Origin of the sequence: Microcoleus sp. LAD1_D3 (assembly GCF_036702135.1) — a bacterium.
GTDB lineage: Bacteria > Cyanobacteriota > Cyanobacteriia > Cyanobacteriales > Microcoleaceae > Microcoleus.
Genome location: NZ_JAUBSB010000094.1, coordinates 1 through 15,496 on the forward strand (window position 1 = coordinate 1; position 15,496 = coordinate 15,496).

The 15,496-nt window shown below is 40.7% G+C and carries 9 protein-coding genes; 3 read left to right on the top strand and 6 right to left on the bottom strand.

The window, feature by feature from the left end:
* Positions 1-511: 511 nt before the first annotated feature.
* The 4 genes from QUA74_RS27980 to QUA74_RS27995 form a co-directional block, all read right to left on the bottom strand.
* Complete coding sequence (locus tag QUA74_RS27980; RefSeq protein WP_333335621.1) at positions 512-2,164, bottom strand: DUF349 domain-containing protein; 1,653 nt, start codon at positions 2,162-2,164, stop codon at positions 512-514.
* Positions 2,165-2,555: 391 nt separating this feature from the next.
* The gene (locus QUA74_RS27985) at positions 2,556-3,230 is read right to left on the bottom strand and encodes a macro domain-containing protein (RefSeq protein ID WP_333335625.1); all 675 of its coding nucleotides are present in this window, start codon (positions 3,228-3,230) and stop codon (positions 2,556-2,558) included.
* Positions 3,211-9,036 carry a DUF4433 domain-containing protein gene (locus QUA74_RS27990; protein WP_333335628.1) on the bottom strand — a complete coding sequence of 1,942 codons (5,826 nt, stop codon included), beginning with the start codon at positions 9,034-9,036 and terminating at the stop codon, positions 3,211-3,213. The genes QUA74_RS27985 and QUA74_RS27990 overlap by 20 nt, the downstream gene beginning before the upstream one ends.
* Positions 9,029-11,467 carry a sacsin N-terminal ATP-binding-like domain-containing protein gene (locus tag QUA74_RS27995; protein WP_333335631.1) on the bottom strand — a complete coding sequence of 813 codons (2,439 nt, stop codon included), beginning with the start codon at positions 11,465-11,467 and terminating at the stop codon, positions 9,029-9,031. Before QUA74_RS27995 ends, QUA74_RS27990 begins: the two co-directional genes overlap by 8 nt.
* A gap of 90 nt (positions 11,468-11,557) precedes the next feature.
* Between QUA74_RS27995 and QUA74_RS28000 the strand changes: the two genes are divergently transcribed.
* Positions 11,558-11,722: a hypothetical protein gene (locus QUA74_RS28000; protein ID WP_333335633.1), complete on the top strand. Its 165-nt coding sequence runs from the start codon at positions 11,558-11,560 to the stop codon at positions 11,720-11,722.
* A 232-nt stretch (positions 11,723-11,954) separates the two neighbouring features.
* On the opposite strand, the gene QUA74_RS28005 is transcribed toward QUA74_RS28000, so the two are convergent.
* Positions 11,955-12,803, bottom strand: a complete 849-nt coding sequence (locus QUA74_RS28005; RefSeq protein ID WP_333335636.1) for an arylamine N-acetyltransferase — start codon at positions 12,801-12,803, stop codon at positions 11,955-11,957.
* Positions 12,804-13,074: 271 nt separating this feature from the next.
* Here QUA74_RS28005 and QUA74_RS28010 point away from each other — a divergent pair, with 271 nt between their 5' ends.
* The gene (locus QUA74_RS28010; RefSeq protein WP_333335639.1) at positions 13,075-13,335 is read left to right on the top strand and encodes a hypothetical protein; all 261 of its coding nucleotides are present in this window, start codon (positions 13,075-13,077) and stop codon (positions 13,333-13,335) included.
* Positions 13,336-13,696: 361 nt separating this feature from the next.
* On the opposite strand, the gene QUA74_RS28015 is transcribed toward QUA74_RS28010, so the two are convergent.
* Positions 13,697-14,332: a hypothetical protein gene (locus tag QUA74_RS28015; protein ID WP_333180634.1), complete on the bottom strand. Its 636-nt coding sequence runs from the start codon at positions 14,330-14,332 to the stop codon at positions 13,697-13,699.
* A 120-nt stretch (positions 14,333-14,452) separates the two neighbouring features.
* Here QUA74_RS28015 and QUA74_RS28020 point away from each other — a divergent pair, with 120 nt between their 5' ends.
* On the top strand, positions 14,453-14,869 hold the full coding sequence (locus QUA74_RS28020) for a hypothetical protein (protein ID WP_333335643.1): 417 nt from the start codon (positions 14,453-14,455) through the stop codon (positions 14,867-14,869).
* Positions 14,870-15,496 lie beyond the last annotated feature (627 nt).

Consider the following 15,496-nt stretch of genomic DNA (forward strand, 5'->3'; position numbering starts at 1 on the left):
GATTTTAAACCATCCTAATCTTTCTTCAGTCTTGTCTTATGGTACTTTGGCTGCTTAAAAACTGTCCGGAGTATTGACAAGGGGTAAAGGTAGCGAAGCTGCAACGAAGTGCCATGTGATGGCTGAAACCTGGACGAGTAGGAGAGCGAAAAATTTTAGGGGAGGCTGACAAGTACCCGTCGCCAGATCATGGGGCTGATGCCCAGCAGCACCACCTTAAGTTGATAAATGAAAGGGAAAGATGACTCGGACATTAGGTCATCTTACCGTACTGCCAGTCCCTATCTCCCCCAAAATTTTTCGCTCTCCTTTATGATTTGATTGCAGAGCGATCGCGCTGGGATACTTGAGAATTCGCGACCACCAGACGAATGGGGGGTAGTCCTTTAGATCCGAAAAAGGGTACTCTGAGTTATTAAACGTATACGTTAGTTTCTGCACGATTGCTACTCAAACACCGTATTTGTATCTCGGCTCAATCCCATTTAGACTTTTTGCTTTCCATAGAAGTTTAGAAACCGTAGACCTTGATTTCTAGATCACGGATTGAGCTTTCGATATCCCTCACCTTCTCGTATTTCGAGTCGATCTTACGCTGGATATCTCGAATCTGCTCCTCCAAATGCTCTCGAATTTCTGAAGCTCTACCGCCAGGACGTAAGTTGGAGATGGTATCCCATTTCTGGTTGATAATTTGCTCATCATGACGGATAGAATCACGAATACGGTTCGCTTGCTCCTTTTTATTGGCAATAATCTCCTTCATTTTTTCCCGCCATTCCGCCTGCTTGCGTTCCCGCTCTTGTCGATCCCACTCAAAAACTTTGTTACAAGCTTGACGGAAGCGGTCTTGTACCTGTTCCCGTCGATCTCGAGGAACATGACCAATTGTTTTCCAATCAGCTTGAAGTTGCTTTATTCGCTGAACAGAGTCCCGAACGTTTCCTGCTATTCTTGCACCGATAGCAGAGATATCTTCTGCCTCGGCACACATTCTGAGCTTACGATCTAAGTTTTCAAGTTGTTCTCGTTCTTGGTGATTGAAATACTCACTTCTCCGTTCATGAAACTTGTCCCTAGCTGACTTGAATCGCTGCCAAAGTTTCTCCTCATGGTCTCGTCCAGCAGAACCTGTTGATTTCCAGCGAACGCTTAAAGCCTTAAATGTATCTCCAGCTTTTTTCCAGTCAGTAAAGTAGAGCAGCGATTCTGCTTCTCTGCAAAGTTGCTCCTTCTTGCGTTTATTTTCCTCATACTCACACTCCTTCTGAGCAAAATGAGCTTTACGGCGTTCGTAAAACGCATCGATCGAATTCTTAAAACGAAACCAAATTGCCTCGTCAAACTCTTTTCCCGCAGATCCTAATTGCTTCCACTCAGACTGTAACTGCTTTAAGCCCTCCTCAGCTTCCTTCCACTTGTCTGATTTATTCAATGCCTCAACTTGGCTACAGAATTCACTTTTTTTCCGTGCAAAATAAGCCCTACGACGTTCGTAAAACGTATCTATTGCATATTTGAAGCGCCCCCAGGCTACGTCATCAAAAAATTTTCCTGCAAACCCTAATTTTTTCCATTCAGCCTGCATCTTCTTCAAGCGTTCTTCGCCATCTTTCCAGTTCGTTGAGTTACTCAATGCCTCGGCTTGATTACAAAGCTCACTCTTCTTATGACGGAGCTCAGAAATCCTAATCTCCAAGGCATTACAGAGATTAAGAATTAAGTTTTCTTCTACTTTTTCTTTAGATTCAACTAGACCAATCCGCTCAGCTTCTTGCAAACATGAAAGTAGGTCAACCTTATCAACCCCCCTCTTCCATTCACATCTCCCGTTGTACCTGGGAGTCAAAACGACAATAGCAATCGACTCTGAAAGATCTGGATCTCTAGACAGTATCCAGCGCAGAGTAAAGGTTTTGCCACTAGCAATATCCGCAGCAATTCGAGCATTGCCGTATCCCTTAGCCTCCATGTGCTCCTGTAGGCGAGTATCAATGGAATTGGCTTTCCCCACATACAAAATTTCATAATCACTTCCATCAGAAATTAGATAAATGCCTGATTTACCTCGACAACTCCAACGACTAATAACATCGGGGTTGTCCTTGCCACCAGTAAATCGATGCAGTCTCGACCAACCCTTATCAAAGTTCACTCTTGGCATATCAATTCACCACAAGTTTGACGTTCATTAAAATTAGAGTTTAGACTAAGCAGGTTAAAAAGTGCGATCGTCACCCAACTTTTGAATCTCCCTCGAAGAACGTCAACGGTCGCTGGTATTTATTTTCTGGTTGAGTCTGATAGTTTTTCGCCAGCGACCATTGCCCTTCTTGAGAACTGTTCGCTAGTCTCACAGCGCTCGCACTTTTTGACCTGCTTAGTCTAAACTCCAAAATGTTTTGATTGCAGGGGTTTAAGCGTTTAGTATTGCAGGTCGCTACAAGTAAGGATTTGAGGCTTTTAAATTTCAGATAGATCAATTGGTACAGGTTTATAAGAAACCATCGCAATATTCAAAACGGCACAATCATTTCCTTAGCGTAAGTTTCTGTTCAACTGCTCATTTCACCCCGATCTCTTAGCAAGCATAACGTTTTTTCTACGGTTTTTAGCCCAATTCCCTCTGTTTCTAGGAATGCGGCGAGACTGTATGTACGAGCACCCTCTATTACTTCCCGCACTCGTTTGATATAAGCCTTACCCAAACCCGTCACCTCTATCAGTTCACTCTCAGATAGCCTTAGAAATTCTGTCTTTAAGTCGGTAAACAGATCATCAGGCGCGTCAGGGTCAAAGTGGTAAATCTCAACAGGGATGTCGCAATGGCTTAAATATTTCTGCATGATCGCTAAAGATTCATCTGTAGGGATTCCCCCATTCTGAGTACCGAGTAAAGGAAAAGCGATCGAGGTAATCCCTTTTTCTTTGTAAGTATTGACGAACTTCTGTAAGCCTAGCTCAAGAAACTTTGCATCTGAAGGTTTTTTCCAATGGTTTTTAGTCGGGAAATTCAGCACCCAAGAGCGATCGCTTTTATAAAGCCATAATTTACCAATCTCCATCTGCTTTTGTTTACAAAGCTCAACATAGCGTGTATACATTTCTGGGTAGCGCAGACGAAACTCCAGCGCAATCCCAGCACCCATTACGCCAACACAATTCACTGTGTTAACCAATGTTTGGCACTTGGAGGTAAATAAATTGCCCTTAATAATTTCGAGATTCATTAGTGTAGATTAACCATGTTTTTTCACGTTCTTGAAAGTATACCATTATCGGGGTGTTGGGATTCGATTGTAGCTGAATACAGATTCTTGATCGGGCATTATCTTTAGAGCTAATTTTTCCTTCTAGTGAATTTGCTTTAACAAAGCTAAGGATTAATTCACCTTCTATTTTAAAATCATCATAGTTTTCGATTTTTGCTTCGATAAAATCTGCGTTATGCTTAACCTCAACAAATGGATTTTCGTGGTGGAACAGGTCGCGGCAATTAGCTGCCTCCTCTTTTTCTGTGAATACCCTACTAGCGTACTTCGAGTTTGGCCCGATCAAGCACATTAAAGTTTTTTTATCCTGCTCATTTCGGCAAATAATGGTGATGTCATCTAAGCTCAACTTAGCAATATCTAAATAGTCATGCACAACAAACTCTTGCTGTGATGCCCTTAGAAATGTTTCTCTTCCTGCTTGAGTGCAGTACACATTATCAAAGTCAAAGTATTCCAGAAACTTCATACTATTGCCATAATGAGAACCAGAACGAGCAGCGAGGTTTCCATTACTAACGCCACATTTACTGCCGTGTGTGTCCAGTACACGCTTGAGATTCAGTCTAAAAAAGATCGGCACGGGACAGAGGGCGTAAATTTGACCATTACGTTTGCCTAGCCCCTCATTGTGCCATTGTGTCGGTGTTTTCGGACGTAAATAGAAGCGAGCTAAGTTTTTTACATCATTACTTGTGTGAGCAATCAGGCTTGCACCTGCCGAGTCTACAAATTTATTACAACGGTTACGCGATTGCAGTTGCTCACTCTGGAGAATTGAAACTGCATTCTCAACGTGAGTAAAGTGGTAAATGTAGCCTTTCCAATGTGAATGCTGGCGCTCAAGTCCCGCTAGAAGCATCTCTGCAAATCCTTCAAAATCGGCAGGCGATCGGGATGAATAAAAGTCGTTGCTAGTACAACGAGTGCTGATTTCACTGTTTGGATCGTGATCTTGAAAATCTTTCTCTTCTTCTGAAAATTCAGGTTCATTTGGACTTAAATCGCTTGGTGGAACTCCATAATTTTCTTCTCGCTTAATCCCGATGAGTACCATTAATTCGAGTGTCTCTACAATATTACGATCATTTGCCATCCAAGAGCTTGCAAGATTTTTGTAAAGCCTTTTTGCAAGTTCATCCCGATGATCTCCATGTAACAAGTAGTGGTGTACTGCATTACGTTTTGTGGTCGTTTCTGCCTGTAGCGCCCATTGCACAAGAACTTCTATTACAACGCTATCTCTTCGGAAACGACAAGCATAGAAGAAATCTATGGCAGAGGCGATATAGTTGGAATGCAACAGGCGATCGTCAGGAGCGAAGCCGACTAAACGTTTTTCTTCGGGTTGGTCAGATGTGGCTGAAAGCAATTGTTCAGAGAGTAAATCATTACCAGCCTGTGCGTTAAACCGAATGTTACCCAAGAAACTTTGTAGATCGGGATGCTCTGGAGATGTGCTGAGGGTATCTAAAAAAGTTTTTGATATAAGATTTCCTATTTGTTTTGCCTGTTCGGGTGTTACCTTTGGCTCAATGGTTCCAATTTCCTTTTGTAATACATCTATTAGTCGTAGGTTAGTAAAAGTATATTTTCCCTCAAATTTTACACCAATCAGCTTTTTTGCCTCTTCCCATCGGGTATGGGAAATTAGGTTGCCTTGATAGTTTTGCTGGAAGTGTGACCATTTAGAAACTTCACAGAAGCAAGAATACTCAGCGAGTTTACCTGTCACTTTGAAGTAATTAATGTCACTATGAAGAGAAATTAATTGGCGATAGTGACCATATAATCCGTTTGGTAGGGCTTCACTGTGGGTGATGAGATATCCCATGCCGCGATCGCCGCCTAAAATACCGCTAATCAGGTCACGCTGCTCATTAGTACCGAGTTTTTGCCAATTAACGGCTAGTTCTTTCCAAAGAAATTCCCAAAAGCTGTAACTATCTACGCTAGAAAAACCTAGAGCCACTTTTACATCTTGCCAGTTGGCTTCACGCAATTTCTTTAGGAGTTGACCGAGCGCAATGCCAATATTATTAGCAAGTTCTTTGTTTTGTCCTGTTGGATCTAACTTTGTCCTTCCTGTTGTTACTTTAAAAGCTGCATTCAATATAAAACCAACGTCAAGTTTTTCTTGTGTTGGTGCTGTTACCCAAAAAGTCGGTGCACTCTTAGAAGTAGTGCAACTAAGCCTACCGTCTCTCTCGGTCATGTCTAATAGCAGAGCAGATCCCGATGCTGTTCGCAGGCAAAGTCTTAGTGAGTATTCACCGTTGATTGTAATTCTATTTATTTCAACACCTTGAATACCCAGAAAAGGTTTTCTTTCCCATGTAAATAATTTTGAGTAATTATCTTCAATCTCGTTAATAAAACGATATTTTGTAATAGCCCGTGAAAAAACAGTTAAAATACCTGCTAGTTCTTGAAATTTCGTGATAATTTCTTGCGGCTGAACACCATCTAACTCTAGTTCGACAATTGTTGCATCTGAAGGCATCTTGTATGAGTCTAATTTGTCTTTCAAGGCTTTAGTTTCTTCAGGGGAGAGGCGTGATGGAAGTAGTCCACCCTCGACAGCAAACCCTAAGCGCTTGCTTAAAATGCGCGGTCGTTTACATAAGAGATAAACACTTTTGAATCCTAAGCCAAACATCCCTGTTACGCCAACTCCCTTGTCAGAGATGTTAAATGCCAACATCTTTTCAAGGTCGCGATGGTACCCCTCATCGCGATAGTTTATCTGTGGATTATCTGAATGTTGGAAACACCCAATCGGTCTACCCGCATGAATAAATAAAAGCTGGCGATCGCTCAATACCACCACAAACTGTTTTCTTTCTTCCTCAATTTCTTTTGTCGATGACATTTTTTGCCATTCAACTACGGCATCATCGGCATTTTGAAATAGCTCAAAGGGGATACTCTGGGGACGATAGCCATACTGCGTTATCTTTTCTCGTACAGACTTTAGTAAACTCTCTTTTACGCCTTCATTATTTTTTAGCAGATTTGAAAATTCAGAGAGTTTTTCTTGAATCTCTTTTTCAGTAGCTTGTTTTTTTTCATCCAGACCTTCTAGTTCGTATTCGGCTTCTTTGTTACGCAAGTCGTCTAAGTTGTTCAAGAGCATTGTTACACTGAGATCATGTATTCTAAGCGTCCTCAGAATATACGAAGCACTCTTTATTAACAAGTTTTCAGCTACTCGGATATCAAGCTGATCGGAATTTAGCAAATTTTCCCAAATTGCTTCTATCGAATTGGTTTCGACTCCATAAACTTTTTCAAGAAGAACTCTAGTCGAGTCTTTAATAATTCTCACTAACTCAGTACGATCAAGTTGTTCTGGTTGTATATGCAACAGTTCTAGCCGTTTTGTATTGCTGGCTAATTCACCTTCATTTACGAAAAAATTATCCGGATTAGTTAGATTAGCAAGTTCAGCTTCAAAAGTACATCCCAGTATTGAAACTGCATCGCACGTACGATTTCCAGCCTGACCAATACGCACTTGAAAAACTCGAATGGGTTTTTCTGTATTTTTCAGCAAGCGTGCTTGCAAATGTTCTATATTACGTCTGCCTAGATAATATTCCGCCTGTTTCTTAATCTTATTGTCAGAACTCTTGAAAAGACTCAGAAACGCTCCAATGGGTTCTAATTGACAGTGATCCTCCCATTTTTTAAAGTAATTTATCAAGATGCTATTTTTGTCTTCTAAAACTTCATCTGATTCTGGTAAATCATGATTGCCTTGAGTCTCTGATTTCAAGAATGAATGTATAATATTTAACTGCTTTTCATCTAGCACATAAGTCTCATCAATATTGTTGCCTTCCTTTATTAACTTATTAGGACTTTTCCACTGACCTTTACGATTAAGGAGATGGATGTGGGGTAAAATATCTGTGCTGAATGTTCCGTAATTAATAGCTAACCCAAGATAAGTATTGAAAATTTCCACATTAGTGGCATTAGCAGCATCGACTTGAGAAGCGGGACTAGAAAGCGATATTAGAAGCTCGCGGAGCTTTGCCACGTCCATTTTATCTAATAGGTTTGGCAACAGATACGTTTTAAATTTCTCTTTTTTTGATAGATTATTGGCAAAGTTCCAGGCAGGTAGAAAGCTAACATCAAACTGCTTGAAAGCTTCTAAGCATTTATCTAAGGGAAACTCTTCTATAGAAAACTCTCCAATCTGATATTCTGGCGCTTGCTTCAGAAGTTTACCAATCTCAATTAATGCTTCATCTTCCGTGATGAATACTTCTTTGGTTAACCACTTCCAACAGTCACTACGACTAATTGTTAGTGCTAAGTCTGAAGATGAAATATATTCCGAAAAAACTGTTGGTAGTAGTAGCAAGTCCTCTATTTCTTTACTCAAATCTCGGTAATACAGCACATTTTCAGGATGCACTGCCTTATTTTTTTGTTCGGTTGCCAGCCATGCCTTTGTTTTGAGTTTTCCTTGATTATTGGCGTTAGGCAGTTTTTGTGGCTGTTGACTCCATAGACTACTAAATACATCAAGAATGATCTGATAGTTTTGATGTGGCTCTGTTTGGTTGAAGATATATTCAAGAATATCATTTTCATCCCATTTAGAAAAAACTTTCTGAAGAATAGGATAATTTTTGTGTTTGGTGATCTTTAACGAAAGTTGTCTAGTTTCTGTGTATTCACCAGCACTCAAATCCACTAATGTTGATAAGTGTTTCTGGAGTTTTTCTGGGATGATCATAATTTTCGATGGAGAGATTGTGCCACCATCCCCATTCAAAGCAAGCCAGCTTTCTGTTTTGAGAGATTCTTTTAAATCATTTGAAATACGTGATAAGGCATCAAGGATAACTTCACGGAAATACGTCCAATATTCAGGCGTTTTCTGATTATGAGCAAGCACTTTTTTGACGACATTTTCCTCGTCCCAAAAGTCGAACAACTTTTGAACCCAAGTGTATTGATCGGCACTAGATAACGATTGTGGTAACTTGTTTTCGGGATATTTTGTGCTGTCTAAGCTGGCGATCGTGTCTTCGTATCGCTTTATACTATTTGGCAACCTGAGTATGTCTTGTGGACAATATCCATTTGGAGGAAGCCACCCAGAACTTTTTAAAGATTCTCTGTACAATTCTTTATTTTCATTATTAGTCATCCTTTGCAGTGCATCGAGAATGATGTCATAGTATTGATGAGGATTCGGTAGGCTAAGAACTTTTGCGATCGCTGCATCAGGAGTCCATAAATCAATCCAATCCTGGCGAATTTTCCCATTGGATCGAATTAGAACAACATGATCCTTAATTCGTAGATCTAAAGGAAAATTTGGGTTTTCTAGATACACTCGACCTGCTTGGACATATTCGAGCGTACCATCAACTGTTTCATGTAGTTTTAGCGATCGCCATAAATCCTTATTAGCAGGGTCTTGACTGATATAGCGGAGAAGTTCATATCGCTCATTTAGTTCTAACTTATTTTCATCAAGATAGTCTGTATTTAGACGGAGTAAATTGATAACTTCATCAATTTGAAGCTTTTCAATCTTTAAGTTTTTAAACTGAGTTGAAGGAATATGATCAACTAATACTGAATCAATCAAGCGCCAATCTTCTTTCCGGCTCTTGAGAACTTGTAACCCAATCTTTTGCCATAGCGTACTTTCTTGAGAGGCGATGTATAAGGATGTTTGTACATCATCATATTTTTCCTTATTTCCATGCAGCAAGTAACGTAATTCTTTAGACATAACGGATTAACTCCTTCAATAGATTTATGCGTTTGTAAGAATCAGCCAAATTTGGTTTTTTGTCAAGCAGGTTTTTACAGCTATCAAGTGTGAGTGAAGAAATACCTTTCATACTTGGAATTTTGTTAAGTATGCTTGCGAGATCCTCCTCAATGAATATGAAGTCATAATCAGGAATGGCTTCATTTAGGGCAGCCGCTATGGTATTGTATTTACCTGTGAAAAGAAGGTTTTTGGAGCGGCTTTCGCATAGTTTAGCATAACTCCAAAGGTAAGTCTTTTTCTCGCGATATTTATAGCCGGGAAATAATGACTTCTCAGCTAGTTTATCAATAATAATTAAAGGAAAATCAAACTTGCTAAGAACTTGTTTAATAAGGTTACAAATGTATATAGATCTATCTTCTTTCAAGATATTACTAAGACAAGTAAGTACCTTAACTGCTTGCTCAGGTTTCAGTATTGCTTGACTAGGTTGTGATGCAGGTTCAAAAATTTCATAGATAAGCAACAGATCGAGGTTGAGTGCATACAGCTCGTTAAGAACATTATGCACGGCGGTTGGCTCATTTGCGTCAAATTTGGCGATCGCATAACGATTTTTCGGTGACAGAAGTTCTACTAATTTCTTTACAAAGGGAAGAATTTTATCCTTTTGTAGTTCTGCTATACCAAGTTTTGCAAAAGCTTTATGAAGAAGTTCTCTTAAGCTTACCTGCACTTTTTCATCATTTAAGATAACCTTAGTTTCTTTCTGGCTTAAAAAAGCTTGGAGGAAGCTAAGATTATCTATATTCGAGAAAATTTTGCTAGGTTCGAGTGAATTTATAATAGCGCATATTTCGTCTGATTTCCATGTGAGAGTATTTTTTCCTGCAAGTAAGTTCGGTTTTCCTTCAACGGTTAAGCAGTATTGCTCGGCAAGTTTCTCAAGTCGTGGGAAAAATGCCCAGTTTGGTCGTATTTTAGGGAGTATGCGTAGATGAACTTGCCCTGAAGAAATTAATTGCCAGCGTTCTTCTTGGGGATTAATTCGATAAATCCATTGTTTCTTTTCACAGATTTCTTGACTGTTTTCCCTAAATAAGGGTACTGTGTGTAAAGCCTTACAAAATATATCAAGCTCATCATTATTTAAGTCTTGGGAAAAATTTTCTAAAGCATCTAGAATGTTACCTAGCAAAGATTTATATAGAGTAAAGTTCCACTCTTTTTTCAAAAAAGTATCATCATCGTCACCCTCAAAACGCTGACTAGCAATTATATGCCGTTCATTATTCCAGCCCAGAATTCCTGTGCGAGCAAAGTCAACAAAGAAATATCCATGCAGTGTTAAGCAAAAGCTATTCTGTGATGGTATATCGCTCAAACTGCTTCCTATTGGTAGAAATACCGCTGTGCGTATCATTAAATTTGCAGGTTGCGATCCCCAGCGACCAAAAATTATAGCCGTGTGTGGTTTGATATTCTTGAATTTTGTGGGAAAATTGTCACGATTGAGAATATTAGTAAAACTAGGATTTTCATGAATAATCTCTTGACCACTAAACTCAAAATCAATACAAGAAGACGTTGAAGTAAGATTTACTTTTCCTTTTAAAGCGTGAGGTTCAGAAGGATTCAGTTTTGATAAAGCGGCATGGCGGCGCTTTTCAGACTTAATAGCGATCAAATATTTTTCTTGACCACAATCCAAATCATTTTGCCAGTAACGAATAGTTTTTAATGAATGCAGTAAGGGGAGAAGAAGAGTAAATTCTAACTTAGTTGCTTCCTCTGACAAAAAACTGGGAATCTCTTTATTGAAAAAATCTGCTTTACCATTTTTAATACATCCTAGTTGGATACCTTCTTCTTCTGGTTTATGGGTTTGATGGCTGATTTGTCTTAGAGGTATCCATAGAATAAACCATTGGGATTGATACTCGGGTTGTTCAATAATTTTGCGAAGAGTCTCTTTGACTTTATTGCAATCCTCTGGATCGAATTCGCCCCATTCAGGGTGGTACAAATCTCCATCTCTATCTGCCCAAGGATTAAAAATGTCAGCGCGTTTGGATTGTGGGTTTTGAATCTCAGAACCGATGTAAAAAAATGCCTCACATAAATGAAATACACTTTTTAGTCCGAGTCCAAACTTTCCAATAGCATCTTGCTCTTTGGGCTTATTACTTCCCCCAATTATGTAGCGAATCGAACGAGCATTTTCGTTAGTAAATGTACCATCATCTACTATAAATAAAGCTGGTGTGCGTAATAAAGGATGCTTTGCATTTGAGATACCTTCGATCCAACCAAAATCAAAGTGGGTCGAACCTGCATCTTCAGCATTTTGAACAAGCTCTTTGAGAACAGGGAATCCTGATTTATAATTTTTTAGCAAATTCTCTCGAAGATATTCTATGTCACCTAGTGGATGATGTTCAGCCATATATAGTTTCTTTTACTTATGTTCTAAATTCTCAGTTCTTGCGATCAATGGAAACCATTATACGACATCTTAGAATATCTCGCCCGTGGCATGACGGAAACAGAAATTCTTGAAGATTTTGCTGAACTAGGGGTAAAGCCGAGATACCTGCATTCCGAGGACGTGACATTAAGAAACGTAACAAATAAGTCCCTACGTAGCTTTCGAGAAAGCTTGCAAGCACAAAAGCATCCTACTAAATTGGCTGACTGTTAAACCAATTATTGAGAAGGCAGAGTATTACTACTACTCTGCCCTTGTACAGAACCCCAAAACGGAAATCTTTTACTGCTAAGTATTTCAGGCTTTGCTACTTCAAGTCATTTTGTCTTATATTTACAAAACTTTACTTCTTGTCCTATTTTGCCCGTATCTCGGCTGCTGCCCTAATAGATTAACGAGGAAAGAATGGTATGTTACATTGATTAACCATTAACCGAGAGAATCGTTAGGTCATCGCACACGAGCGCTCAATTAATTGTTGTAACATCCGATCGATCTCAGCGATCGCTCCCAGGTTGAGACAAAAAACATTCTCAAGGGTAGCGCGTAACTCTGCAACCGTTGAAAGGACGCGGTGTTCTGTTCGACCATCCAAATAATGCACCGTAAACTGATTGTTCCACAAGGCATAACGACAATTTGAATCCGGTTTTGCCACCATCAAATTAGTAACAAAAATCGAGTTTGGATGAGTTGAAACGTACCAATTACTCACCTCATAATCTGGTAATTCTTGTTCCTGAAGATCGAATCTGTAAAGGGATTTCCACTCATGCTTGATATATGCTTGCATAATGTAGCTGCGATCCGCTGCGCTCAATCGAAATGGTTCGTGGGAGGTAGGTTGTTCAATATCCGGTGTCAAAGCAAGCGGCGCGGTAAGCGTTAATCCTCCGAATCCCGCATCTGCAATGTATGGCTCTCCATCAATATTGACCCCCAGCACCATATGACTGCGAGGTGCGATCGTCCCGGACGGCAAATTCCACAGCACGCGAGCTGCTAGATTCGTTACCTGAAAGCCAAGAGCAAGCAAAACAGCCCGCAACAGTGAGTTTTGCTCAAAACAATAGCCGCCCCGTCCCTGGTTGATGAGTTTTTGTTGCAAGGATGCTAAATCCAGCTTCACAGGTTGTTTCAGGAGCGAATTGAGGTTTTCAAAGGCGATCGTTTCGGAATGTCGCTGATGAATTGCCTGTAACGTTGTCAGCCTAGGCGAGCAGTCACCGCTATAGCCAATTCGTTGAAAATAGGCATCAAGGTCGATCTCAGTCAGTCGTTGTTGTAATTGCATATTTTATTATCAGAGTCAATGCTGAGTTTCTTCATGGGGAATAATTAATTATTATGTATCCAACGTTCCTTCATGTTTAGCATCGGAGAAATCTATGATTTCGATCGCTCCTTCACGTCGAATCATCCACTTCCCCTGCCGATCGCTCCTTTCATCCCATCAAGTAAATCGGTAATGTCTCTTTGGTCGGGGCCGCGATTATCGCATAGCTGTGCTGACATAACGCATCTCCTTTGCTAATCTCAAAGTTAGTTCTTTACCGCAATTGCTCATGGGTAGCCAATCTACAGCCAAAACTATCTTTCTCCTCGTCTCTATGGTGGGCTGGCTTATCGTTGGTGCATCTTTGATGTATCTTTTTCCGGTCATCGCAGATTGGTTAATATCCTCCGATCGCACCCATCTATGGATGCAGACCCTCAGCCGTAGCGGTTACAATCCTATGCTGGCTTGGGTAGGAGGAGGCATCACTCTGGTTATTACCGTGTCGGGGTATATCCTCTGGCATCAGAGGTTTGAAGGCAAGATTTAGAGCGATGGTCACAGATCGATTTTGGAGCGATCGAGTTCTGAGTTCAAAGAAGTGTGGGAGGCATGAGCGGTGAGGCGTAAAAAAAGCCTGCCAAGAAGACTATCAGAATTTTAGATATTTATGAGTGCTGGTTTGATATACAGTGCTTACTTTTTGGAAAACAGCTAAATGCTCTATTTCTAACAGTTTTTGCTGATGTCAAACATTATACTCTGATGTATCTGAAGTGGCAACCGCTAGTAAATTCTCAGTGATTTAGCCTTTAAGTTTCTGCTAGATGACCCTTAGCTCTTAATAAGGGCATGGTAGTGGTTTGGAAAACTTAACTTTTATTTACAATATGCTTTCTATCCTATCTACTTTACGTCAAGTCTCTTCTCATTTGCAAGAGCGCTTGATTCAACCCCTCGCTGTGAATCCAGCCTACGAAGCCACCGTAAATCATTTTGCCATCGCGATCGGCTAAAAAAATGTGATCGACGCCGAGGGGGTTTTTCCAAGCCCTAACCGCTGTTCCATCCCTAAGTCTGATAATCGGATTGGAGCTGTTAAAATCCCTGTGGTGTGCTGGTGTCATTCCTGGGACAGCTTCTAAAATGGCGCGAGCTTCCCTAGTAACATCTGAAATGTTGGCAGCACTGGCTGCTGAACAGCCACATCCATCTGTCACAGTTTGCTTGAGCCTTTCTTTGATATCGCCATCAAACAATGATAATTGCTCAATCTCCTCTAAAAGTTTCCCGTGTGGCTCAGATAAGCGCCTTTGGCAATAAATTGCTGTCAGCAAGTCCTCTAACCCTACTTTTGTTAGAGCCTCTGCAATCAATCCCGTCAAACCTAGTACGGCAATACCTCCGAGCATTCCAGCCGGGCCACCTAGAAATGCTAGAGCTGCTGTGATTGCAGCCGCTCCTGTAAAACCTGTCGCAGCCATCGTCACTACCAGGATGATACCGGGTAAACCCAAGGCAGCTACTTTCTTGACGACTTCATCCATTTTACCAACCTTCGGTGTTGCTTTCTTTCCTCTACCAACCAGTTGCCAGCACGAAAAACCTATTAGCGCAACAAGTTATTTATTATATTCTGACCTTGCCGTAGCAGTTTCGAGTCGTAGATGGGGAAATTAGATTATCCTGATGAATCTGTAGCGGTTGCAAGCCCTATGCTGGAGAATATAACAAAGCTGACTCTCGTACCAGAAGAGCAACGCATTAAACCAACGAAACTACCTATGACAATTGGCAAACTTGAACTCATCATCAAAATTAACGAACTACCGAACAACGTAGAGACTAACAAAGACAACTGGAAAACCTTTGAGCTTGACTGTGACGATCGGGTAGTGTCCGTTACTGTTAAACCAAAAATATGGAAGAAGCTTGAGGATGCTGCTACCAACTATCCCCAGTGGGTGGCTGCTATCGGTGGCAAGATGGGTGAATCAACCTCTAACGGCTTTGTGCTATTAGAGCCAAATATCCAAGTCTTTGAGAAAAAACCGAAGGAACCTAAACCTGAAGCAGAGCAATGACAAAGGTTTGAGTAGCAATCGTGCAGAAACCCCTTGAAACAGCTTGTACCGATATCCTGACGTAGCGACAAGGGTTACAAGCTTTAGGCGGGGAAATACTGATGAGATGGCTGGCAAGAGTAACGTTCCCAGAGTTGCACCTTAAGCGTGGCTGGCACGGTGGGAGTGTTGCGGGTCTAGTTTTTTTGCGTCACAGGTGCGGGTATAAAGTGCAGTGTTTTTTAAGAAGTAAACCCGCCACAACCATAGTGCAGCGGATTTTGGCTATTGTCTTCTTAGTGAGAAAGGCTATTGGATGTTGCGATCAATTCTGTGAGATAGTGGTGCAAGAGTTACAATTTTTGCTCCCTCAATCCCTACACAGATAGGCTTAGAGCGAGTTTCATCATTACTTATGCACGACTACCTTCTTTGAAACGGTTTAACATAACTTGTATTAGCTCTGACCCAGCAGAGAGTGCTACTCATAGAATGGCTACCCACCCATATCCAAGGTTTTCCCCGTCGGTCAAGAGAAATTCCAACAGCTTCAAATCTTTCTCCAGTTGGTATAATCCTATCAACTGGCAACTCAAGCTGATCCAGTCGGTTACTTTGATTAGTCCTATTTTGACACCGAACATTCAA

What these genes read in the sequence shown, in the direction of transcription:
- QUA74_RS27980 (WP_333335621.1), bottom strand. Translation starts at nt 2,164, where the DNA reads ATGCCAAGAGTGAACTTTGATAAGGGTTGGTCGAGACTGCATCGATTT.
- QUA74_RS27985 (WP_333335625.1), bottom strand. Translation starts at nt 3,230, where the DNA reads ATGAATCTCGAAATTATTAAGGGCAATTTATTTACCTCCAAGTGCCAA.
- QUA74_RS27990 (WP_333335628.1), bottom strand. Translation starts at nt 9,036, where the DNA reads ATGTCTAAAGAATTACGTTACTTGCTGCATGGAAATAAGGAAAAATAT.
- QUA74_RS27995 (WP_333335631.1), bottom strand. Translation starts at nt 11,467, where the DNA reads ATGGCTGAACATCATCCACTAGGTGACATAGAATATCTTCGAGAGAAT.
- QUA74_RS28000 (WP_333335633.1), top strand. Translation starts at nt 11,558, where the DNA reads ATGACGGAAACAGAAATTCTTGAAGATTTTGCTGAACTAGGGGTAAAG.
- QUA74_RS28005 (WP_333335636.1), bottom strand. Translation starts at nt 12,803, where the DNA reads ATGCAATTACAACAACGACTGACTGAGATCGACCTTGATGCCTATTTT.
- QUA74_RS28010 (WP_333335639.1), top strand. Translation starts at nt 13,075, where the DNA reads ATGGGTAGCCAATCTACAGCCAAAACTATCTTTCTCCTCGTCTCTATG.
- QUA74_RS28015 (WP_333180634.1), bottom strand. Translation starts at nt 14,332, where the DNA reads ATGGATGAAGTCGTCAAGAAAGTAGCTGCCTTGGGTTTACCCGGTATC.
- QUA74_RS28020 (WP_333335643.1), top strand. Translation starts at nt 14,453, where the DNA reads ATGGGGAAATTAGATTATCCTGATGAATCTGTAGCGGTTGCAAGCCCT.